The 22,435-nt window shown below is 61.0% G+C and carries 23 protein-coding genes; 10 read left to right on the forward strand and 13 right to left on the reverse strand.

Annotated features, from left to right (window positions below):
- Window positions 1–176 precede the first annotated feature (176 nt).
- Complete coding sequence (locus tag AC3WRR_RS04385) at window positions 177–1,859, forward strand: sigma-54 interaction domain-containing protein (RefSeq protein ID WP_058697541.1); 1,683 nt, start codon at window positions 177–179, stop codon at window positions 1,857–1,859.
- A gap of 42 nt (window positions 1,860–1,901) precedes the next feature.
- Here AC3WRR_RS04385 and AC3WRR_RS04390 read toward each other — a convergent pair whose 3' ends face one another.
- The 6 genes from AC3WRR_RS04390 to AC3WRR_RS04415 form a co-directional block, all read right to left on the reverse strand.
- Window positions 1,902–2,960, reverse strand: coding sequence for an SDR family oxidoreductase (locus AC3WRR_RS04390; protein WP_058697542.1), 1,059 nt, complete (start codon window positions 2,958–2,960; stop codon window positions 1,902–1,904).
- A 15-nt stretch (window positions 2,961–2,975) separates the two neighbouring features.
- Entirely contained in the window at window positions 2,976–3,692 is a 717-nt protein-coding gene (locus tag AC3WRR_RS04395; RefSeq protein WP_058697543.1) for an SDR family NAD(P)-dependent oxidoreductase, read from the reverse strand.
- A complete protein-coding gene (locus tag AC3WRR_RS04400) occupies window positions 3,685–4,128 on the reverse strand; it encodes a type II 3-dehydroquinate dehydratase (protein WP_058697544.1) in 444 nt (147 codons plus the stop codon). Before AC3WRR_RS04400 ends, AC3WRR_RS04395 begins: the two co-directional genes overlap by 8 nt.
- Window positions 4,128–4,760 carry a DUF4286 family protein gene (locus AC3WRR_RS04405; protein WP_058697545.1) on the reverse strand — a complete coding sequence of 211 codons (633 nt, stop codon included), beginning with the start codon at window positions 4,758–4,760 and terminating at the stop codon, window positions 4,128–4,130. Before AC3WRR_RS04405 ends, AC3WRR_RS04400 begins: the two co-directional genes overlap by 1 nt.
- The gene (locus AC3WRR_RS04410; protein WP_081050225.1) at window positions 4,757–6,115 is read right to left on the reverse strand and encodes an MFS transporter; all 1,359 of its coding nucleotides are present in this window, start codon (window positions 6,113–6,115) and stop codon (window positions 4,757–4,759) included. Before AC3WRR_RS04410 ends, AC3WRR_RS04405 begins: the two co-directional genes overlap by 4 nt.
- Before the next feature lie 298 nt (window positions 6,116–6,413).
- Complete coding sequence (locus AC3WRR_RS04415) at window positions 6,414–7,436, reverse strand: aldo/keto reductase (RefSeq protein ID WP_058697547.1); 1,023 nt, start codon at window positions 7,434–7,436, stop codon at window positions 6,414–6,416.
- A gap of 337 nt (window positions 7,437–7,773) precedes the next feature.
- Here AC3WRR_RS04415 and AC3WRR_RS04420 point away from each other — a divergent pair, with 337 nt between their 5' ends.
- The gene (locus tag AC3WRR_RS04420; protein ID WP_058697548.1) at window positions 7,774–8,232 is read left to right on the forward strand and encodes an Lrp/AsnC family transcriptional regulator; all 459 of its coding nucleotides are present in this window, start codon (window positions 7,774–7,776) and stop codon (window positions 8,230–8,232) included.
- A gap of 118 nt (window positions 8,233–8,350) precedes the next feature.
- Here AC3WRR_RS04420 and AC3WRR_RS04425 read toward each other — a convergent pair whose 3' ends face one another.
- From AC3WRR_RS04425 to AC3WRR_RS04445, 5 genes are all read right to left on the reverse strand, one after another.
- Window positions 8,351–9,025: a TetR/AcrR family transcriptional regulator gene (locus tag AC3WRR_RS04425; protein WP_081050226.1), complete on the reverse strand. Its 675-nt coding sequence runs from the start codon at window positions 9,023–9,025 to the stop codon at window positions 8,351–8,353.
- Between the two features lie 110 nt (window positions 9,026–9,135).
- On the reverse strand, window positions 9,136–10,779 hold the full coding sequence (locus AC3WRR_RS04430; RefSeq protein WP_058697549.1) for a cation acetate symporter: 1,644 nt from the start codon (window positions 10,777–10,779) through the stop codon (window positions 9,136–9,138).
- Complete coding sequence (locus tag AC3WRR_RS04435) at window positions 10,776–11,135, reverse strand: DUF485 domain-containing protein (protein ID WP_058697550.1); 360 nt, start codon at window positions 11,133–11,135, stop codon at window positions 10,776–10,778. Before AC3WRR_RS04435 ends, AC3WRR_RS04430 begins: the two co-directional genes overlap by 4 nt.
- Window positions 11,136–11,171: 36 nt before the next feature.
- The gene (locus AC3WRR_RS04440) at window positions 11,172–12,395 is read right to left on the reverse strand and encodes an FAD binding domain-containing protein (protein ID WP_058697551.1); all 1,224 of its coding nucleotides are present in this window, start codon (window positions 12,393–12,395) and stop codon (window positions 11,172–11,174) included.
- Complete coding sequence (locus AC3WRR_RS04445) at window positions 12,392–12,871, reverse strand: VOC family protein (protein ID WP_058697552.1); 480 nt, start codon at window positions 12,869–12,871, stop codon at window positions 12,392–12,394. Before AC3WRR_RS04445 ends, AC3WRR_RS04440 begins: the two co-directional genes overlap by 4 nt.
- 407 nt (window positions 12,872–13,278) lie before the next feature.
- Between AC3WRR_RS04445 and AC3WRR_RS04450 the strand changes: the two genes are divergently transcribed.
- The 6 genes from AC3WRR_RS04450 (at window position 13,279) to AC3WRR_RS04475 (ending at window position 19,294) form a co-directional block, all read left to right on the forward strand.
- Window positions 13,279–14,499 (forward strand): ABC transporter substrate-binding protein, encoded by a 1,221-nt coding sequence (locus AC3WRR_RS04450; protein WP_233528042.1) that lies wholly within the window; start codon window positions 13,279–13,281, stop codon window positions 14,497–14,499.
- 156 nt (window positions 14,500–14,655) lie between these two features.
- Window positions 14,656–15,537: a branched-chain amino acid ABC transporter permease gene (locus AC3WRR_RS04455; protein ID WP_058697554.1), complete on the forward strand. Its 882-nt coding sequence runs from the start codon at window positions 14,656–14,658 to the stop codon at window positions 15,535–15,537.
- Window positions 15,534–16,538: a branched-chain amino acid ABC transporter permease gene (locus tag AC3WRR_RS04460; RefSeq protein ID WP_058697555.1), complete on the forward strand. Its 1,005-nt coding sequence runs from the start codon at window positions 15,534–15,536 to the stop codon at window positions 16,536–16,538. The genes AC3WRR_RS04455 and AC3WRR_RS04460 overlap by 4 nt, the downstream gene beginning before the upstream one ends.
- Complete coding sequence (locus AC3WRR_RS04465) at window positions 16,528–17,280, forward strand: ABC transporter ATP-binding protein (protein ID WP_058697556.1); 753 nt, start codon at window positions 16,528–16,530, stop codon at window positions 17,278–17,280. The genes AC3WRR_RS04460 and AC3WRR_RS04465 overlap by 11 nt, the downstream gene beginning before the upstream one ends.
- Window positions 17,281–17,289: 9 nt before the next feature.
- On the forward strand, window positions 17,290–17,994 hold the full coding sequence (locus AC3WRR_RS04470) for an ABC transporter ATP-binding protein (RefSeq protein WP_058697557.1): 705 nt from the start codon (window positions 17,290–17,292) through the stop codon (window positions 17,992–17,994).
- A 28-nt stretch (window positions 17,995–18,022) separates the two neighbouring features.
- On the forward strand, window positions 18,023–19,294 hold the full coding sequence (locus AC3WRR_RS04475) for an NAD(P)/FAD-dependent oxidoreductase (protein WP_058697558.1): 1,272 nt from the start codon (window positions 18,023–18,025) through the stop codon (window positions 19,292–19,294).
- A gap of 27 nt (window positions 19,295–19,321) precedes the next feature.
- Here the strand turns inward: AC3WRR_RS04475 and AC3WRR_RS04480 are convergent, their stop codons facing one another.
- The gene (locus AC3WRR_RS04480) at window positions 19,322–19,618 is read right to left on the reverse strand and encodes an AzlD family protein (protein ID WP_256333794.1); all 297 of its coding nucleotides are present in this window, start codon (window positions 19,616–19,618) and stop codon (window positions 19,322–19,324) included.
- Entirely contained in the window at window positions 19,615–20,382 is a 768-nt protein-coding gene (locus AC3WRR_RS04485) for an AzlC family ABC transporter permease (RefSeq protein WP_058697559.1), read from the reverse strand. The genes AC3WRR_RS04480 and AC3WRR_RS04485 overlap by 4 nt, the downstream gene beginning before the upstream one ends.
- 445 nt (window positions 20,383–20,827) lie before the next feature.
- Here AC3WRR_RS04485 and AC3WRR_RS04490 point away from each other — a divergent pair, with 445 nt between their 5' ends.
- Both AC3WRR_RS04490 and AC3WRR_RS04495 read left to right on the forward strand, forming a co-directional pair.
- Complete coding sequence (locus AC3WRR_RS04490; RefSeq protein WP_058697560.1) at window positions 20,828–21,409, forward strand: TetR/AcrR family transcriptional regulator; 582 nt, start codon at window positions 20,828–20,830, stop codon at window positions 21,407–21,409.
- A 27-nt stretch (window positions 21,410–21,436) separates the two neighbouring features.
- On the forward strand, window positions 21,437–22,360 hold the full coding sequence (locus AC3WRR_RS04495) for a LysR family transcriptional regulator (RefSeq protein ID WP_058697561.1): 924 nt from the start codon (window positions 21,437–21,439) through the stop codon (window positions 22,358–22,360).
- The last annotated feature ends 75 nt before the right edge of the window (window positions 22,361–22,435 follow it).

The following is a 22,435-nucleotide window of genomic DNA, read 5'->3' on the forward strand; positions in this document are numbered from 1 at the left end:
GGCTTAGGCACTGCCTGCGTTAGCGGCCTTGCGGGCGGATCGGAAGGCCGACGAACCGGGGGGAAACTGCTTAGAATGAGACTGTCTTTGCAGTGTCCTTGCCTGCCATCGAGAAGGCAATTGTGTAGTCGCCGAATACACAGCGTTCCGTAAAACAGACGAACCGTGGTGGAGACATGAAACGAGAATCAGAGGGCGTCCTCGTACTCGATGCCGAGGGCAACACAACATTCGCCAGCGGACTCGGCAGGGATTCGCTGGTCGCCAAGTCGCTGGGCCGGCTCTGGCAGAACCGCGACCGCGTGCCGCTCAGGCGGATGTCGGCCATGGCCGACCTGGAGCGCCCACTGACGGTCGCGGCGATCCCGACGCGCGATTCAGTGTGCTTCCTGATCTTTGCCGTGCAGGAAGGCGATGAGCTGAGCGAGTTCCTGGCAAGCGTGGATGCGGCGCCGGACATCCTCAGGCATTTCATTACCGATCCCTACAAGGCGATGGTCGTGGTGGATACGTCGGCGCGCATCACTTACATGAGCCCGGTCCATGAGCGCTTTTTCGGCCTCAAGCATGGCGAGGCGATCGGGCGGGATGTGACATCGGTGATCGAGAACACGAAGCTGCAGGAGGTGGTAGCGACCGGCAAGGGGCAGGTGGCCCAGTTGCAGGAGATGAACGGCGTGACGCGCGTGGTGTCGCGGCTGCCGATCTTCGATCGCAACAAGCGCGTCGTGGCAGCCATCGGGCAGGTGATGTTCAAGGGGCCCGAGGCCATGCGCGAACTCACCGTGGAGCTTGCCAAGGTCAAGCAGGAACTCGATTTCTATCGCCGGGAGTTGTCCGGGATCCGCAACCGGAGCTACGGCCTGGATCAGATCGTGGGCAGCAGCGATGCCGTGCGACGGCTGAAGGAGGACATCCTGCGCGTGGCGCCATTGGATGTGCCGGTATTGCTGGCGGGCGAGAGCGGGACCGGCAAGGAGATGGTGGCGCACGCGATCCATATGCTAAGCCCGCGCAGCGACAAGCCGTTAGTGCTGGTGAACTCGGCGGCGATGCCGCCCAACCTGGTCGAGAGCGAACTGTTTGGCTATGAGCCCGGCGCTTTCACCGGCGCGGACCGAAAAGGCCGCAAGGGCAAGTTCGAGGCCGCCGATACCGGCACGCTGTTTCTCGATGAAATCGGCGACATGCCGATCGACATGCAGGTCAAGCTGCTTCGCGTGCTGCAGGATGGCCAGTTCGAGCGTGTCGGGGGCGATCGCGCCCGGCATTCGGATTTCCGCCTGATATCGGCCAGCAATCGGGACTTCAAGGCGATGATCGCCAACTCGAGCTTCCGGCTGGACCTGTTCTATCGGATCAGCGCGGTGACGCTGCGGCTGCCGGCATTGCGCGACCGTCTGGAGGACATTCCGGAGCTGGCCGATACCTTCCTGGAGGCGTTTGCGATCCGGCACGGCGCGCCGAAGAAGTCGATTGCCGAATCCGCGATCCGCTTCCTCCAGTCGCGCGCCTGGCCGGGAAATATCCGGCAACTGCAACATGCGATCGAGCGCGCGGCAATCTTCTGCGACGGACCGGTCTTGTCGGTCGCAGAGTTCGGCAGTATGGAAGGCGCTGAGCAGACGCTGGCGTGGCGCCAGAGCGGAGCCCCGGCGGGCGCCGCGGAAAAGTCGCGGCAGCCCGATATCCGTGAAGCGAAGGAACGGCTGGAATCGGCGTTGATTTTGGAAGCCATGCGCCGTACCGGTGGTAACAAGAAGCGCGTCGCCGAAGAACTTGGGATCTCGCGTTCGTACCTCTACAAGCGCCTGAGCATGATGGAGGAAGAAAAGAGCGAGGTGCCGGCGCCGCGCTAGGCGGTTGCGCGGGCCGGCGGTGCAAGCGTCGCTAGTGCCCGCCTACGGAATGATCCGGTTTGCGCGCAGTTCGTCGAACTGGCGCAGGAACATTTGCTCCGAATCCACGGCTTCGCTGAAGCCATGCTGGCGAGCCTTGGTGGTGGACGAAATGACGTCGAACTCCGGGGTGAAGACGAAGTTTCCGTACTTCCAGCCCACCAGTTGCTCGTACGGGATCGGCCGCAGGTCGTGCTCCCTGACCAGTCGCTCCCAGAGCGGTCCCTTGTCGGCCATCATGTGGACCAGATCGATCTTCTGGGCCGCAGCGGTTTCCATGTCGAAGTAGCGCGCGATGGCGGGCCACAAGTCCTGCCACCGGAAAATGTCGCCGTTGGTGATGTTGAACGGCTCGTTGGCAGCGGCCGGATCGGTTGCCATCCACTTGCAGGCGCGTGCCAGCAAGCCGCTGTCGGTCACGTTGTACAGCGCGCGCGCGTTGGCCTCGGAGCCCGGATGGCGCAACGGCAGCCCCAGTGCCTTGGAGATAGTGGCGTACACGGCGAGGACCATGACGAGATTCATCGGGTTGCCGATGGCAAAGCCGCAGATGCCGTGGGGGCGCGCGGCAGACCACGTCCACGCCTTGCCTTTCTGGCGCTGGGCGATGAATGCCTGCTGGTCATAGTAGAAGTTGGGCGGCATGTGACCCGGGTCGGTTTCCTTTGCGGGCGTCTTGAACGGTCCGAGATGATTGCCATACCACTTGGTGCCGTGCATCAGGTTGACGTGCTGGAGCCGGTCCGCCACCGGCTCGATGGCATCCATCAGGTTCGCGAGCAATGCCATGTTCGGCGCCACCATTTCGGCCCAGCCGGCCTTCTCGATGTAGGCAGAGAAGAAGATATGGGTGACCTCCCGCAGCCCGCCGAGCTTGGCCTTCGTATCGCCGGCGTCAAGCAGGTCGGCCGGGATGTGGCGGTACTCGCCGGTGATATCTGGCTCGCGACGCGAAACGGCGATCACATCCCATTCCGGGTCGGCGGCAAGCAGCCGCAGCAGGTTCCGTCCTACCACGCCGGTGGCGCCGGCAATCAGTGCGGTCTTCCTTGGTTGTGTCATGGTGTCTTTTGCTGGTTATCGAATGGCCCGGCCGCCGTCGACGCTCAGGGACGCTCCGGTGATGAAGGCGGCTTCCGCGCTGCACAGGAAGGCCGCCGCCGCTGCCTGGTCTTCCGCGGTCGAGATTCGCTTCAGGGGATGCAACGCCAGCCGCTCCTGGGCCCGATCCGCGGTGTTGCCATGAATGTTGCGGAACATCGGGGTATCGACGGTGCCGGGGCAGATCGCGTTGACGCGAATGCCGTCGTTGGCCAGTTCCAGTGCCAGGGCGCGGGTCAGGGAATCCACGCCGCCCTTGCTGGCGGCGTAAGCGCTGTGACGCAGGCTGCCGCGCAGCGCGTCGATGGAGGCCACATTGAGGATGCACGGCGAGTCGCTGCGCTTCAGCAGCGTCAGCATGGTCCGGCAGCCAAGGAAGGCGCCGGTCAGGTTGACGCCGATGACTTCGTTCCAGTCCGCCAGGCTGGTGTCCTCCAATGGCGCCTCGCGCAGGATGCCGGCATTGTTCACCAGCACGTCGAGTTGCCCGACTTCGGTACCGATACGATCTGCCAGCCTTTGCCAGTCCGCTTCGGAGCGGACATCACCGCTTACGGCGCGCTCGCGATCCTGCGGCATGCGGTCAAATCGGTATACGGTCCAGCCGTCCCGTTCGAAGCGTTCGGCAATGGCAAGGCCAATGCCAACGGCCGCCCCGGTAACCAGCGCCGTTCTTGGTTTCGCTTCAGGCATGTTTGTTCCTCTTGTGAATGACCTTCTGGATGGCAACCAGCGCAAGCCGGTAGGAGTCGACACCAAGCCCTGTCACCATGCCTGCGCTCTCGGAAGCGGTAACAGAATGCATGCCGCGGGCGTCGATATTGCTCATATGCACTTCGATGTAGGGCAGCGGCACCGCTTTCAGGCAATCGCGCAAGGCATGACCCGCATAGAGAAAGCCCGCGGGATTCATGACAAGACCGTCTACTTGCTCGCGTGTGGCGCGATAAATGGCGCTGATGGCTTCACCTTCGACGTTGGTGTAGAGGATGTCGAGTTGCATGCCGAGCCCCACGGCGTCCGCGCGCAGGATGTCGTCCAGTTCGGCGGCGGTGGTGGTGCCATAGATTTCCGGCTGGCGAAAACCCAGATACTCCATGTTGGCACCCTGGATCAGCAGAATTCGCATTACAAGTCCTCCTGGTTCAGTGAGCACAGCAGACGATAGGTGCCGACGTAGGCGTCCGGGAACTGCCGGCGCAGCGTGTTCGCCACGCGATTTGCCACTTCGGGCCGCAGGTATTCCAACACCAGGCAGGCGTTGATCTTCACGTCACCGCCGCGCAGTGCTTCTTCTGCGGAGATCTCCTTCGTGTCGGGCTCCGCCGAGATCCACATCTCGGAATGCGTGTGCGCCGCGTCGACCTCCAGCATGCCAACGGCGTCGCGCAGCCGCGGGTAGGCATCGGCTGCATTCAGCGCAACGGTCAGCACCACGCTGCCGCGACTCGCCCCGCGGAGATCGCGCCGCTCGCAGACCGTGCGGGACATGTTGGTGAAGCCGTCCTGCATCATGGAGATGGTGCGCGCGGTGGGGTGGGCGAGCCGTTCGCGATATGCCGCCGACCTCAGCACCTCGGGATGGACCACCTCGTAGGTGGTCAGGAACTGCCGCGAAGCGCAGATGGCTTCGAACCGGCGACCCGTCAGGAAGCCGGCGATGCCAAGCCGCTCCGGCAGGTGTTCCTCCTGATACCAGGATTCGTAGGCTGCTGCGCGCGACGCATTGCAGTCATTCCAGATAGCCAGGATCCCGCTCATGCGCGTGCTCCGGCTTGCGCTTCGGCCGACCTGAGTTGCCGGGGCAGCCCCAATGCCATGCACGCGGCGATCACGAACGTTCCTGCCAGGAACACCAGGCCAACGGTGTCGGTGTGGAAGGTCTGGCGGAACACGCCGAGGATGTATGGGCCGAAGAAGCCGCCGATATTGCCGACGGAATTCACGAGCGCCAGAGCAACGGCCGCCCGTGCGCCGGCAAAGTGCTGTGACGGAAAGCTGTAGAACAGGGGCACGGCTGCCTGCATGCAGGCAGCCATGCATAGCCCGGCGAACGCCAGGATAGCGCTCTGCGCGAATGCGGACATGGTCAATCCGATCGCCGCCAGCATCAGGATGGCGCTGAGCACGCCGGCGCGATTCTTTTCGCGCGGCGGAATGCGCGACAGCGTGAAGAGCGCCATGGCGCAGAACACCCAGGGCACCGCCGAGAGCAGTCCGGCCTGGACCGCGCTGACCGAGAAGCGCAGCTTGATGATCTGCGGCAGCCAGTAGGTGACGGCGTAGAAGCCGATGAGCATGGACGTGTACTGGAAGCAGTAGTACCACGCCGCGCGGGTCTTCATGACCGAGGCGATGGCGCTCAGGCCGTGACTGTCATCGGCCCCGCTGTTCCGGTCGCTGCGGATCGCCGCGATGAGCGTCTGCTTCTCGCGGGCCGTCAGCCATCGCGCCTTCTCAGGGGTGCTGGCCATGGCGAAACAGGTGATGATGCCCACCACCACGGCCAGGGCGCCCTCGATGATCAGGACCCACTGCCAGCCGGAAACGCCAAGGATCCCGTCCATGGTCAATAGGGCGGCGGTCATGGCGCTGCCCAGCGCCAGTGAAATGGGAATGCCGATCTGGAATACCGCAAATGCCCTGGTCAGATAGCGGATCGGCACGAACAGACTGAGATAGAAGAGAATGCCGGGGTAAAAGCCGGCTTCGCCGACCCCAAGCAACAGGCGGAAGATATAGAGCGACGTGGCACCGGTGACCAGGGATGTGCCCATGCAGATCAGGCCCCACGTGACCATGATCCGGGCGATCCAAAGCTTGGCGCCGTAACGTTGCAGAGCAATGTTCGATGGGATCTCGAACAGCACATAACCGATAAAGAAGAGTCCCGAGGCCAGACCGAACATTGCCGGCGTCAGGCCGAGCGCGGCTTGCATGTCGGGGCCGGCAACGGAGAGGTTGGTGCGGTCGACATAGGACACGAAGATCCCGATCAATGCCAGAGGCATGATCTTTCGGATGACTTTCGATACGATGCGCTGCTGTTCTGCGATGCTCTCATCAACCGCATCGGGACTAAGTGCCCCGGGAATGGACTGAAGCGATGTCGTCATGTCTCCTCCATTGTTGGAGTGGATGTTGGATAGTTAGGACGGAAGAAGCTCACCGGAAATCCCTCCGCCGGGGAAGCCTCGCAACATCGATGCCATGTCCGCGACGACGCAACTGAAGGGCAAACAGGCGTGCCTTCTGGGGTCGGAGCGTTGTCAGGATGACAATTGTGTCCACGTACATGTTTGCCGCGAGGACATCGGTCCTGGCGCGCGGCGCGCGCCACTCAAAAAAGGCTGGAAAGAACGGCCGGCATCAGGCCGGCCGGTCGCGGCGGCGTCGGGCTGTCAGTGCCAGGTCCTAAACGTGTCCCAGCACCGGATGCGGTTCATATCCTTCCTCGAGGTGCCGAACTTCTTCGGGTGTGAGCCTCACTTCCAGCGCGGCCACCGCCTGGTCCAGTTGGGCCGCCTTGCTGATGCCGATGACGGGAGCCGTCACGCCCTTGTGCAGTAGCCAGGCATAGGCCAGTTCCGCGTTGCTGATGCCCTTCTGGCCGGCCATCCGGGTGAGGTTGTCGACGACATTGAAATCCGATTCCCGAAAATAGAATTTCTTGGCCAGATGATCGGTCTTTGCGCGCTCGGTGTCTCCGAACCCCTCACGCTTGCGGTTGCCCGCGAGGAAGCCGCGGGCGAGCGGGCTCCACGGCAGCAGGGCTACACCGGAGTCCTTGCACAAGGGATTCATTTCGCGCTCTTCTTCCCGGTACAAGAGGTTGTAGTGGTTCTGCATGCTGACGAACCGGGTCCAGCCATTTTCCTTCGCCACCTGCTGGGCCTTCGCAAATTGCCACGCCCACATGCTGCTGGCGCCGAGATAGCGGACCTTGCCGGCCTTGACCACATCATGCAAGGCCTCCATCGTTTCCTCGATCGGCGTCTGCGTGTCGTAACGGTGGATCTGGTACAGGTCTATGTAGTCGGTACCCAGGCGCTGCAACGAAGCGTCGACCGCATGGAAAATGCGTTTACGGCTCAAGCCATCCCTGTTCGGCCGGCGCACGAACGAGGCCATCTTGACGCCCTCGTAGGCAATATCGACCGGCTCGTAGACCTTGGTAGCGACCACGGCTTCTTCGCGTCGGCTCCCCGGAAACATCTCTTTGAGGAACTTGCCGGTCAGGACCTCCGACATGCCGCCCGAATAGGTGTCGCCGGTGTCGAAGAAATTGATGCCAAGGTCGACCGCGCGTTTGACCAGCGGCCGGGATGCGTCTTCATCCATGACCCAGGGACGCCACTCAGGGCTCCCGAATGTCAGCATGCCGAGGCAGATTCGCGAAACCTTCAGGCCGGTCGTGCCGAGGCGGACGTATTCCATGCGTATGTCTCCAGGTTGTATGCATGACGCTCCGAGGATCGGAGCGGAAGGCATTGCTTCCGCACCGTCTGTCGGGTCGAGCGATTGGCTGAGCACTATGCATGCCAGCCTGGGATCGTCCTCTCTACGTTCAGGCGGCGTGTGCAGAGGCGCTTTTGTGGCGTTGGCATGTACGCGCAGAGGACAATGACTGTCCGCGGTTGTGCACGCGGAAGACAGTTGGGCGCCTTAGCCTGCGAGACCAGTCATTCACGGCGACTAAGTGCAACGAATCGATGTGCTAGCATGGCGTGCCACACGAACACTCAAGCAGGCCCATCCTGCCCGCCGTGAGAACATGAAGCTCGACAACATCGATCGCCGGATTCTGAACGCCTTGCAGGAGGATGGACGTTTGCAGAACGTGGATCTGGCCAAGCGGGTGGGGCTGTCTCCTTCGCCCTGTTTGCGGCGCGTCAGATTGCTGGAGGAGGCGGGAGTTATCGAGCGCTACGTTGCGGTTGTGAACCCGGCGAAGGTGGGCGTGGGCCTGACGGTCTTCGTGCGAGTTTGGCTCAAGGGGCAGGACGAGGAGACGGTCAACAGCTTCGTGGCAGCCATCAAGGACATGCCCGAGGTGACGGAGTGTCACCTGATGGCGGGCGACTGCGACTTTCTCTTGCGCGTCGTGAGCCAGGATCTGGACGCGTACCGGCAGTTTCAGATGACCCATCTTGCCCGGTTGAAGGCCGTCCAGAACGTCAAGAGCGAAATCCCGATGCAGCGGATCAAGCAGACGTCCACGATCCTCCTTTGAAGCTGCATTGCGTGGCGCGATGCAGATCTCGCCGTATCAAAGCCGTCGAGGCTGCATGTGACCGCCGAGGTGGCCACATGCTCGAGTCAGCCCGCGGCAGGGAAGTTCCAGCGTTGCGCTAAATCGTGGCGCCTTGGATTTTGCGCAAGGTAGCCGGGGCACCGCACAAGAATATGTCGACCTTTTGTCGGATGACCGCTTCCATGTCGTCCGGCACACTGAGTCCATACACCCACTTGCGCACGCCCAGATAGAAGATTGCCGCGTGCAGGCTCCAGACCATCTCGATCGCGGCATCGTTTTCCGCGGCATTGCGCGGCGCGGCAATGCCGAACGCTTCGCGTATCTCAGCCAGGACCGGCAGGAAGACCTTGCTGCGCAGCATGTCCATGTACCTGTCGTTGATGCCCTCGTGGGTCAGGCCGGAAAAGATGAACAGCCGGATCCATTCTTCGCGCAGGATCACTGACGAGTAGTCGATATAGAAGGCATAGAGCCGCTCGATCAGTGGGAGCGAACAGTCGGCGATCTGCTGTTCCCATTCGGGACGCCACTGGAAGACCTCGTTGTACACGCGCTCGATGAGGGCCTCCTTGTTCTCGAAGTACCGATAGAGCAGCGGCTGGGTGATCCCGATCTGCCTGGCGAGATCGCGCGTACTGCCTCCGAAGCCGCTCCGGGTAAAGTGTTCGATCGCCTTTTCGACAATCTGCTGTTGCCGTTCCGCGGGCAGGAGCCGACGGGCAACTTTGTCGGAGGCGCTATCCCAATCCGCTACTTTGCTTGTTTCCATGATGTATGGCCCGACTTTGCCGCGGATCGCGCCCGTGGGAACCCGACCATGCCGCGGATGCTCCGGTTAAGGGCCCCTCTCCCAGGTGGGAGAGGGTAGAAGTCATGCCCTTACGCCTCGGCCGTCCCCTTGGTCCCCATCCCCAATTCACAAGCCACGCGCTGATTCTGATACGCCGCACGCTCCCACGCGCCTCTTGCCGAACGGTCCGTCACCGAGAAGGCGTAGATGCCGGCGAACGCGACCAGCATGGAGAACAGTGCCGGATACTCGTACGGGTAGATTGCCGAGGCATGGCCCAGTACCTGCACCCAGACCGTTGGGCTCAGGATCGTGAGAACCACAGCCGTGACGAGTCCCAGCGTCCCGCCGATTACGGCGCCACGCGTAGTCAGTCCCCGCCAGTAGATCGACAGCAGCAGCACCGGGAAGTTGGAGCTGGCGGCAATCGAGAACGTCAGGCTGACGATGAAGGCGATGGTCTGCTTCTCGAACAGGATGCCGAGCAGGATCGACAGCACACCCAGCACCAGCGTAGTGGTACGCGAGACCCGCATCTCATCCTTCTCAGATGCCTTGCCTTGGCGAATGACCGTTGCATAGAGGTCATGCGAGATGGCGGAAGAGCCAGCCAGGGCGAGCCCGGCAACGACGGCAAGGATAGTCGAGAACGCCACGGCGCAGATGAAGCCGAGGAACACGTTGCCGCCGACCGCATGGGCCAGGTGCACGGCCACCATGTTGACGCCACCGATCACGGCACCTGTGCCATTGTGGTACAGCGGATCGCCGGCGACCAGTGCGATCGTGCCGAAGCCGATCACGATGATCATGGCGTAGCCAGTGCCGACGATGCCGGTGGCATAGAGCACGCTCTTGCGCGCGGCCTTGACATTGCTGACGGTGAAGAAGCGCATCAGGATGTGCGGCAGGCCTGCGGTGCCGAAGATCAGCGCCAGGCCGAGCGACACGGCCGACACCGGGTCGGACACCAGACCGCCTGGACGCATGATGGCGTCATGCTTGCCATGCGTGGTGACGGCATGCTCGAACAGGCTGTTCAGGTTGAAGCCAAAGCGGCTCATCACCATGAAGGCCATGAAGGCGCAACCGGCAAGCAGCAGGACGGCCTTGATGATCTGGATCCAGGTGGTGGCCAGCATGCCGCCAAAGAACACGTACACGACCATCAGCACGCCGACCAGCACCACGGCCGAGGTGTAGCTGAAACCAAACAGCAACTCCACCAGCTTGCCCGCGCCCACCATCTGCGACACCAGATAGAGCAGGACGATCACGATCGAGCTCGACGCCGAGAACGCCCGGATGGGTCGCTGCTTGAGCCGGTACGAGAGCACATCGGCGAGCGTATAGCGGCCCAGGTTGCGCAACGGCTCCGCGATCAGGAACAGGATGATCGGCCAGCTTGCCAGGAAGCCGATCGAATAGATCAGGCCGTCATAGCCGCTGGTGAAGACGAGCGCCGAAATGCCGAGGAGCGATGCGGCGGACATATAGTCGCCGGCAATGGCCCAGCCGTTCTGCATGGCGGTGATCTTGCCGCCCGCGGCGTAGTGGTCGGCGACGCTGTTATTGCGCTTTGCCGCCCACCGCGTCACGACAAGCGTCGCGGCTACGAACACCAGGAACATGGCAATGGCGATCAGGTTCAGGCCCTGGCCAACCGGCGGGGTGGCTGCCAGCACGGGAGTGGCAGCCGTGAGGGCAGCGGCTGCAGTCAGTACGCGTTTCATGACGGCTCTCCCTGGCGGATCTCGTCGATCATCTTGTCGTAGACGGTGTTGCTGCGGTACACGTAGACTGCCACCATCGCGAACGTGAAGGCAAACATGCCAAAGCCGATGGGAATGCCCACCGTCATCGGCTGTCCCGGCGTCAGCGGCACGGCAAGCAAGTCCGGGCGGAAGGCCAGCGTGAGAATGAAACCGAAGTAGACCAGCAGCATGACAGCGGTGAGCGTCCAGGAGAAGGCGCGACGCGCGCGGTGCAAGCGCTCGAAGCGCGGTTGCCTCAGCATCGGGTGCGGGTCCACCGAGCCGTCGATGCGGGCTAGTCCTGGCGCCGAAGGAAAGGGGGCGGTGTGGGTCATGACATTGTCTCCATATGCCTGTTGTCTGGATCTGCGTCAGAACTGACGGGATACTGCTGTCTCGCGCATGACCGCCTCCGGTGTGCGATAACGTTCGGCCATTTCGCGGTCCTGATCGCTCTTGAGCTGGGCCTGCATGTAGGCGCCGAGGTGGCGCGCGTGCTCGACAATCGCATGTCCGAACTGGACGCGCTCGGTACTGTACGCGTCGAGGGCCGTCTCGACGGTCGAATGTTCGCTGAGGGCGCGCACGATTGCCATCGCATCTCCCGCAGCCTTGGTGACGCCCATGCCGCAGTGAGGGCGGGCGACAAAAGCGGCGTCACCGAGCAAGGCAATCCTGCCGAAAGCCATGCGCGGCACCGTCAGATCGAAGATCGGCTGGAACAGTGGTTGGGCTGTCTTGGTGACGACCTCGGCAAACTGCGGGGCGAGCAAGGATGTCGCCGCATCTTCCATGTCGGCGATCACGTCGGGGCGAATCAGGCCCGGCGGGATGCCGTTGGGCCAGCGCTTGCCGCTGGCGTCAGTCAGCAGATCGGGCAATTCGTCGTCCTCGCGCGTCGCGCGATACCAGACGAAGTTGTAGCGACGCTGCCCAGGTTCGGTGCTGTTGGCTTCACCCGCCACCGGATACCCGAGGATTTGCTCGCGCGGAGGCAGGCAGAAGGCGAACTTGTCAAAGATCGCCGCGTGAGTGTCGGGCGAAAGCTGTGACTCGTCGACCAGGCCGCGCCACGCAATGTATCCGGCGTATTCCAGGCCGGCCGAAGGCAAGAGCTGTTCGCGCACGCTGGAACGGAAGCCGTCGGCGGCGATAACCAGATCGGCCCGGTGGGTCGAACCGTCCTGCAGCGTCACCGTAGCGTGGTCCCGGTACGTATCGACGGACGTCACGAACGCGCCCGTCCGATAGGTGCCCGTGAAAGCCTTGCCGAGCACGTCATACATCTTGCCCCAGGCGGTCAGCGTCTGAGGCATGTCCCGATCGGCAAGCGACACACCCTCCCGGGAGAGCGTGATTCGGGTATTGACGTGCACGCCAATGCTTTCATCGACCACCACGCCCGCCGATGCCAGCGCGTCGAACAATTCCGGGTGCGTGACGATGCCGGCGCCGCGCCCAGTCAGCGCTTCGGGCGTGCGCTCGAAGATCTCTACATTCCAGCCATTGCGGCTGAGCATGTTGGCCGCAAACAGCCCGCCCAGCGATCCACCTACGACAATCGCCTTCGGCTTGTTGTGCAATACGGTATTCATGCCAGTGCTCCAGTCTTTGCTTGTGCACTGTCGGGCAGTGCCAGTCCTGCCACTTCGGCAGCGGGGTAGTTGAGTTCGATCGTGACGCCGGAAGGATCCTCGAGGAAAACCTGATGCAGGCCGAGGCTTGGTACCGTGCGATCACGCCAGGAGATGCCTTCAGCACGCAGGGTCGCCCACATCTGCTCGACGCCCGTGGCCAGGAAGGCGATGTGGTCCAGCGTGCCGGTGCCAGACGCGGGCAGGGATTTGTCGCCCAGATAGGCGGACAGGCCGGAAGGGTTGTCCGGATCCACGCCAATGATGTGAACCGTCCCGTAGTCGCTCTCGTCGTCACCCATATAGAGCCATGCGCCGGGAAAGTCGAAGGGTGGTCGATAGCCGCGCCGGAACCCCAGGACGCGTTCGTAGAACGCGCAGGACCGCTCCAGGTCCGTGGTGCGTATCGAATAGTGTGCTAGTTTGGCCAGTGCCATCGAAGCCTCCTGTAAATTATCAACCGATCAGTGATCGATGGATAAATAGTAGGGCGGAAGCTGTTGGAGGCCAAGAACCTCTAGGGTGGGACATACCCTAACTTCCTGATTATTTTCGGCCGATAAATGACCTGGGGTGCACCTTTAGACGCCGAAGCGTGGAAGCCGGCGAGTTCGTCAGTCTGATTGCTGCTGCGCAAACTGAAAAGCGATCCGTTGGCAGGGTAGACGGGAGGTCACAATCACAGCGGCAGCCTTGCCCAAGGCGTCCTCAGACCAGGTGTACTTCTCCGGGTTTTCCCTTCGTATTTATCATTTGACAAGCAATTTGACGTATATCAAAGTTATCGATAGCTAAACAAAGAACCGGGCTGCATCGAATAGCTGCGGCCTAACAGGAGACCTTCATGGGACATGCAGTCATGGGTGCGCAGCGCACCGCTCGTCGCTTCTGTATTGGGGTGTTCGCTGGCTTGCTCGCCGTGGGTGCGCAAGCACAGACGATCAAGATTGGGCTTCCTGTACCGCTTACCGGTCCCTACGGCGCGGAGGCAAAGGACCAGGTGCGAAATGCCGAGCTGGCCGTCAAGGAATTCAATGATGCCGGCGGTCTGAACGGCCGCAAGGCCGAGTTGCTGGTGCGTGACGACAAGCTCAATCCCGGTGAGGCAGCCACGCGGACCCTGGAATTGCTCGAGAAGGACGGTGCGCAGTTCATCGTAGGTGGTCTTTCTGCCGCGACGCAGCTATCCATCAACAACGTTACCAAGCAGCGCAAGGTCATCTATATCTCGATCAGTCAGTCCGACGTCATTAATGAGGCGACCGATGCGAGCCCTTACACGTTTCATGAGGCAATGAATCCCCACATGACGACGCAGGCCGTGGGCCGCTATGTCTTCAAGAAGGGGATGCGTATTGCCTTCCTGACCGCTGACTACGCCTATGGCCACGAGATGACGCGCGGCTTCACGCGAGTGGCCAAAGACCTTGGCGCCGAGGTGGTTGGCGAAGTGCGGCATCCGCTTGGGCAACAGGACTACTCCACCTTTCTGCCACGGCTGATGGCACTCAAGCCGGATGTGCTGATATTCAACAACTTCGGCCGCGATAACCAGATCTCCATCAAGCAGGCCTCGGACTACGGCATGAAGAAGTCCATAAAGTTCGTCACCCCCGTGATGACTTACACCTCTCGCGTCGCAGGCGGGGCTAACACATATGAAGGTGTCATTGGCGGGACGCAGTACTTCTGGGAGATGGAAGCGACAACGTCATCCGCGAAAGCCTTCAATGCGGCTTTCCGGGCCAAGAACGAGGGACGCTACCCGTCTGACTATGGCGCGATGGCATACTCGGCCGTCAAGTCATTGCTCCTGGCGGTCAAGTCCGCCGGTAGCAGCGAGACGGAAAAGGTCGCGACGGCGCTGCGCAACCTGAAATATGACACCTACAAGGGGCAGCAGTACTACAGACCCTGTGACCAGCAATCCGTTCAGTCGGTACTTGTGATCCAGTCGAACTCCAAGGAAGCGGCCAATCCCGACGACGTGTTCAAGGTTTTGCACGTCGAACCAGCCAGCGAGAAGCTGTTGCGTCCGTGCACCGAACTCGGCTTCAAGGGCTGAGCTATCGGCAGGTCGGTATGGGGCGATCCGTTACAACGCTGGTCGTCCCTACGGAGCATGATGTCACTGATCGTGGCTAGCGCCTTGCACCTGCAGCGTCGCCAGAGGAAGTTTTAGGGCTGTCGTAGCGGGCGCACGGCGAGAGGCGGGAAAGCGATGGAAATCTCATTAGATCTACTGGCACTGCAGCTCTTTACAGGGCTGGCGCTAGGTGCAATTTACGTGCTGCTGGCGGTCGGCCTGTCCCTTATCTTCGGGATGCTGACAGTTGTCAATTTTGCGCACGGCGCCTTCTACATGATAGGCGCCTATGTTGGGCTGCTGGCTGTCGAAAAGACAGGAAGCTTCTGGGCTGCGCTCGTAGTTGCTCCGTTGACCGTTGCGGCCATTGGCATGCTATGCGAGCGATGGCTGATTCGCCCCTTGTATGGTCGCGGTATCGACTACCCGCTTCTGCTCACCTTCGGCTTGTCATACATCATGGTCGAGGCCATACGTATCTGGTTCGGAAAGGCCGGGCTGCCGTTCGACACCCCGGAAGTCCTGCAAGGGGCTACTAATCTTGGCTTTGCCGATTTTCCTACCTACCGATTGTTTGTGATCGGCGTCGTTTCGCTTCTGCTGCTCGCCTTGTGGTTGCTGATCGAGCGGACGCCATTCGGCCTGATTGTCCGGGCAGGAGCCCGTGACCCGGTCATTGTTCGCGTACTTGGCATCGACGTCTCACGTGTCTGGCTGATCGTGTTCGGGATGGGTACTGGCATTGCGGCGCTGGCTGGCGTCCTGTCGGCGCCGTTGCAAGGCGTATCGCCGGAAATGGGGACGTCCGTTCTCACTGTAGCTTTCGTTGTTACCGTTGTGGGCGGGATGGGGTCCTTGATGGGTGCCGTCGTGGCGGGCTTGCTTGTCGGCGTTGTGGAGAGCATGGCCGTACTCTTCTTCCCTGAGGCAGCGAAGGTGTCCATGTTCGTGATCATGGCCGCAGTGCTTCTCATCCGGCCGCAAGGACTCTTCGGCCGAACAGGATTGATGACATGAAGAACTTCCATGTTCATGGCGCCATTCGCCTAAGGAATGAAGCTACCGGACTTGCAAGCCAGATGTGCAGGGTTGTCGCGATGCACCGCGTCCTGGCGACTGTCGTCTTCTTCGCGGCATTTCCATGGCTGGTGCCCTACCACTCATTGGCCATCAACGTTCTGATCTATGGACTGTTTGCAGTCGGCTTCAACCTGCTGTTCGGATACACCGGTCTCCTTTCGTTTGGCCATGCCGCATTCCTCGGGGTCGGTGCATATTCGGCGGGCATTCTTATCGCACAGTACCAATTGGCATGGTGGGCGGCGATTCCCGCGGCCATGGTCGCTGGCTGCATGGTAGCCCTCGTGATGGGACTCCTGGCCATTCGGACCAGGGGCATCTACTTTGCGATGGTGACGCTGGCGCTGTCCCAATGTGTTTACTTCCTGGTTTATCAGATGCCAAGCTCCGGGGGGGAGAACGGATTGCGAGGCGTGAACATTGCCGAGCTGGATCTCTTTGGATTCCGTCTGGACCTGCTCGATCCGTTGCAGAAGTACTACTTCATCTTCGCGCTCGTCTCGGTCTCTCTTTGGGTGCTCTCTCGCATCCTCGCATCTCCTCTGGGTGGCGTTATCGAAGCCGTCCGCGAGAACGAAGCTCGCGCCCGTGCCTGTGGTTTCGATATTGAACGCACGAAGCTGTTGGCATTCGTCCTTTCCGCCGCCTTCTGCGCCCTTGCCGGAGCGCTCAACGCTATCCATCTCGGAAGTGTTCCCATTGAAACACTCCATTACTCGACGTCCGGGATGGTTGTAATGTTGTGCCTGCTCGGAGGCATGGGCACTTATTTCGGTCCGTTCGTCGGCGCGGCGCTGTTCCTGCTTATTCAGGATTTTGCTTCAGGCTGGACTGAGCACTGGCAGCTGATTGTCGGGGCGGTCTTCGTGGTCTTCGTGCTCTTCTTCCCAAAGGGCGTCTGGGGCACGTTTCTGGAGAAGGTGCACCATGAGCGCTGACGCCATTATTGAAACCAGAGGGGTCAGCAAGCGCTTCGGTGACTTCAAGGCGCTCACTGATGTGAGCGTGAGCATTCGCCCCGGAATGCTGACGTCTATCATCGGCCCTAACGGCGCTGGAAAGAGTACCTACTTCAACCTGCTGTCCGGTGCGTTCGCGCCTAGTGAAGGTCGGATTCTGTTCATGGGCAGGGATATCACCGGCATGCGGCAACACGAGTTCGCGCATATCGGGATCGCCAAGTCGTTTCAGATCACCAGCCTTTTTCCGAACTTCACCGTGCTCGAAAACGTACGGATTGCTTTGCAAGCGCACGTTTCGCGCTACGGTATGTGGCGCCGACGCTCAGCCTTGTCGGGGCTGACGGAGCAAGCCAGCGTCCTGCTGGAGACAGTGGGACTTTCTGGCCGCGCAAAGAGCTTCGCCAGGGAACTCGCGCATGGGCAGCAACGGTGCCTCGAGATCGCCGTCGCTCTTGCTGCTCAACCGAAGTTGCTACTGATGGATGAGCCGACCGCGGGAATGAGCCCGGAGGAAACAAAGGTGATGATGGGACTTATCCGCCGACTCGTGGAACAGCGGACGGTCGTGCTTGTCGAGCACAAGATGAAGCTTGTCATGGGGATCAGCGAGCGTGTCGTAGTCCTGCATCACGGTGAACTGATCGCGGAAGGTACGCCGGATGATATCCGGGCCAATGATTTGGTGAAGCGCGTGTACCTTGGACAAGGCAACCATTGAGGGCACATCATGCTGGAAGTTGCGAATCTCAACGCCTGGTACGGGTCGAGTCACGTATTGCAAGGTGTCGACCTCAAGGTTGGTGAGGGCGAGCTGGTCTGTCTTATCGGCCGCAATGGGGCAGGTAAGACCACTACCGTGAAGTCCATCGCTGGTCTCATGTCCAAGGTCACCGGGTCGGTAAAGTTTGAAGGCGTTGAACTCCTGGGGCAGCCTGCGCATAAGAGATACTTGCGGCAACTCGCCTACGTCCCGGAGGAGCGTCGCATCGTACCTGGTCTCACTGTTCGGGAAAACATTCGACTCGGACTGCTCGCGTCGCCGCACCGTACACGAGAGTCGGATGTCATTGATGAAATTGCCGAGACTTTTCCTCGACTGAAGGAGCGGCTCGACCAGCAGGCAGTGACAATGTCTGGCGGTGAGCAGCAAATGCTTGCCATTGCGCGGGCAGTGGCATCGAAGCCGAAGATGGTGCTGCTCGACGAGCCGTCCGAAGGGATCATGCCAGTTCTCGTGGATGAAATGTTCGAGTATTTCGCGGCATTGAAGCGCGCCGGAGTCACGATTCTCCTCATCGAACAGAACGTGGGCCTGGCCTTGAGAATTGCCGACCGCGCCTATATTCTGGATCAGGGCGAGGTAGTCTACAGCGGTACGGCGCAAGCAATGCTGGGCGACGAGGAAATCCAGGAGCGGTATTGCTCGGTCTGATCAGACGAGTGACGGAGGGCCAGAAGCCATGAAGACTGATGACACCGAACGGCGTGCGAGAGTTGTCCTTACCGGCGCGACGGACAGCAAGAAGGCCTTCGAGTTGAGGGACTTCCTGAACCGTAGTGTTGTCGCGTTCGACTGGAGGCCTTTGCAGTCGGATGAGGACGCCAGGACGATACCCGGCATCCGTGGATTGGACGATACACGTTTGCCCGTTTGTGAGTTTCCGGACGGAACGCGCTTGTTTGATCCGAGCGTCAAGGAGGTCGCCGCGCGACTGGGATGGGTGCAGGTACCGCGGCTGCGAGAATACGACGTTTCCATCTACGGTGCGGGCCCAGCCGGATTGAGTGCGGCCGTTTACGCTGCAAGCGAGGGGCTCAAGACCGTTCTTATCGAACGTCACGCGGTAGGTGGACAGGCGGGCTGCTCATCGCTGATCGAGAACTACATGGGTTTTCCGCAAGGCATCAGTGGTGCCGAGCTGGCGGAACGCGCCCGCCAGCAAGCCGTTCGATTTGGTGCCGAGATTCTCCAGATGCGCGAGGGTGTCAATGCTACGTTCGAGAATGGTCAAATCATCGTCGACATGGCCGATGGCTCGAAGCTCAGGGCAAAGACCAACATCTGCGCGACGGGCATCGAATGGCGAAGGTTGAACCTGCCGAACGAGAGCCGCTTTTTGCACGCGGGGTTGTTCTACGGGGCGGGCGCAAGCGAAGCACCCATATGCAAAGGTGAAACGGTTTATGTGGTAGGCGGAGGTAACTCCGCCGGTCAGGCGGCCATGCACCTGTCCGAGTACGCCGACGAGGTTGTGATGCTTGTGCGAGGCCCGTCGCTGGCCGCAACGCTCTCGGACTATCTCGTGAAGAAGATCGAGCGATCGAGTGTCGTGCGTGTCGTCAGCAACTGCGAAGTGGTTGCTGTCGACGGGGACCATCGCTTGCGAGAGGTAACGGTTCGCGATCGCGTGAACGGCGGGACGGAAACACTTGCCGCCACGCGCATCTTCGTGTGTATCGGCGGGGCACCACATACCGAATGGGCTCGCAATACCGACATCGTGCGGGACGCCGCCGGGTATCTGGTCACGGGGCCTGATTTGTTGCGGGATGGACGTGCCCCCGAGTCGTGGCCGCTGCAAAGAGCGCCGTTTTATCTCGAGACGAGCGTGCCAGGCTCGTTTGCAGCAGGCGACGTTCGGCACAACTCGATCAAGCGGGTTGCGTCGGCTGTGGGCGAGGGCGCCATGGCGGTGTCGTTCGTTCATCAGCACCTGGCCCATCAGGGGTGAGGCGCCGTTACTTGCGTCGTGCGTCAATTAGCCGAGCAAATATCGCAGTGTCCCCGCAGAAGCGATGCCGATCACGACGGTAGGAAGGATCGAGAGCCGCGTGGCGGCCGCTAAAGTCAGTGCGAGGGCTGCGAGGTCGGCGGGGCGATCCGATACAAAATATGGCGCAATGACTGAAATCAGTACGCATCCCGGTGCGACTTCCAGCGTGGCGGCAGCGCGCGGACTCAGTTTCCTGTTGTGCAGCAGGAGGTACCCTCCGATACGCGTCAGATAAGTGACCGAGGCCATAGCGAAGATCGTGGCAAGTGTAAGGAATGTCACTGCTTCGCCTCCTTGCGATCAGCCATCCAGTATGCGGCGGTGACGCCGGACAAGGCACCGGCCAACACATACCAGGCGCCAGGCACCAGAAGATGTGTAATCGCCGCGACGGCCAGGCTGACAAGCCATGGCCTGGCTGTGCGAAGGTCTTTCCACATGCCACGCATCAGCACCAGAAACACGGCAGGGAAAGCCATGTGGAAGCCGTAGGCCTCAACATCACCAAGTATCGGTCCAACTGCCGCGCCGATGGCAGTGCACCCGACCCATGTCAGATAGAACGGGGCTGCGACGCCCCAGTAATACGGCAGGCTCAACACGGGCAACACGGGCGTTCGCTGGCGTTGGGCGCGTTGTTTTGCATCTGCCAGCCCGAACGCCCAGCTTTCGTCGCACATCACGAACAGCGCAGCTAGTGCCTTGCGCCGAGGCAGGTGGTGAAGCAATGGTGCGAGCACTGCGCCCATCAGGAGATGGCGGCTATTGACCAGCAAGGTGATCGCAACAATCAGAAGAACGCTGGGCGGGGACGCCCACAAGGCGATTGCGGCAAATTCCGAGCCGCCGGCAAAGTTCAGGCCGGTCATCAGGGAGACTTCCGCAGGGTTCAGGCCGTGGCGAGCCGCCTGTGCGCCGAGTACGAGGCCAAAGGGAACAAAGCCAACCAGCATGGGCACGCTGTCCCTAGCTCCCCGCTTCAACTCCGCAAGTTGCTGAACCTGTGCCGGGCGTCTTCCAACGTTCTGGCCCTCTACTGCTTCCATCTCACTACAGTCCTTCGTTGGCCGGATTTGTCAGGCCACAATTCAAAGAAAGCATTGTATGCGCTTTTGGTAGCAATTTGCTTGTTTTGTTGTGGTAAATTGATTGGTTGCTTGGTGTCTGATGCCAGAAATGTCAGAAACGTTGGCAGTCAATGCCAGGTAGGTTTCTTGGTGCCGCGTGATACATTCGCCGGGGACTTGATAGGTTTCGCGGGGCCTCGTCAGAAGTGGAACGTGAGATCTTCTTCGCAATCGGAGGGCCAATGGTTCGCCCCTGCCTTTGCCTTACAATTTATCGCCTGATTGGTAGAATGGAGGCGTAACACGCCATTGTCTGGTGCCAGGGGGATGCATGGAGCGAGGGGAAACAGGGGCGAGGGGGGAAGCGCCCGAGAAGACCGGTAGACGGCTTCCACCAGAGGAGCGGGAAGAGCAGATTGTCCGCATGGCCATCGAGCACTTCACGCGCAATGGCTTCTCCGGCAGCACGCGTGAACTGGCCAAGCAGATCGGTGTGACCCAGCCGCTGCTGTACCGCTACTTCGAAAACAAGGAAGCGCTGATCGACCGCGTCTACAACGAGGTATTCCAGTGGCGCCGGGAGTGGGAGCGGCAGATTGCCGATCGGTCCGTGCCGCTCGTCGAGCGCCTGCCTGCCTTTTATGTCGACTACGCGTCGGTGATCTTGCGCGAGGAGTGGATCCGGATCTTTATTTTCGCCGGCCTGACGCGGGAAGGGATCAACAACAAGTATCTCAGCAAATTGCGCAACCGAGTCTTCCTCCCGGTGCTGGCCGAGGTGCGGGCCGAGTTCGGCATCGGCGAGCCGCGCAATGCGGCGGAGCTGGAGGCGGAAATCGAGATGATCTGGAGTCTGCATGCGTCGATCTTCTATCTCGGGTTGCGCAGGTGGGTGTATGGTCTGAAGGTACCGGTGGATATTGATGCGGCCGTGCGGCAGCAGGTTGATATGTTCCTTAACGGCGCGCCGGCAGCCATGCGCAAGCTGCGGCAGGCGCGCACCTGAGCAGGCGCAAGCTCGGAGACGCATGGCATGGATAAGCTGCTGGCACTGAAGATGTTTGTCGAGGCCGTGGATGCCAAGGGATTTTCGGCAGCGGCCAGGCGGCTGAACCTGGCCACCTCGTCGGTCACGCGCACCATCGATGGACTTGAGGAGGAGCTCGGCGCCGTGCTCCTGAACCGTTCGACGCGGCAGGTAACAGTCTCCGAAGCCGGTGCAGCCTACTACCAGCGGGCGCGCAAGATCCTTGAAGCCGTGGCTGAGGCGGATTCACTGATTGCTGACCGGGGCGATACGCCGGTCGGTCAGTTGCGCGTATCTTTGCCCGTCGCATTTGGACGTCGCTGCATTGCCCCGTTCCTCGGCGGCCTGATGGCCAAGTATCCCCAGCTGGAACTTGAGGTGACAATGACCGACGAGATCGTCGATCTGATCGGCGAGCGCATCGACGTGTCGATCCGGCTCGGCAGCGCGGCATCGTACGACGATGTCGTGGCGCGCCAGGTTGGCGTATTCCGGCGAAGGGTCGTTGCCAGCCCGGCATACCTGCTTGAGCGTGAAATCCCGGCATCGCCGATCGAACTGGCAAACCATTCGTGTCTGCGCTTCAACTACGGGGCCCATCCTCAAGTCTGGACATTCCATCGCGAGGGCGAGGAGGTTCAGGTGCCTGTCTCAGGGCGATTCCGCAGCAACAATGCCGAGGTGCTGCGCGAGCTGGCGCTCGCCGACGGCGGCGTCGGCCTTTTGCCGGATTGGATGGTCGATGAGGACGTGCAGGCTGGCAAGCTGACGTCATTGTTCGATGACTGGACGGTCAATCCCAATCGTGCCAGCTCGGCAATTACAGCGCTGTATCTGCCTAACCAGCGCGGCTCCCGCCGTATTGCGGCCTTCCTCGACTTTCTGGGCGAGATACCTGGCCCGACTCACAGGGACAGGGCCGCGGCTTAATTGCCCGTTGTGTACCTCGCATTGCGGGTTACATTCAAGCTGATTCTCCAGGCTTGCGATCCTGATGCCTCCTCC

Source organism: Cupriavidus sp. FW305-3-2-15-C-LB2, assembly GCF_058787575.1.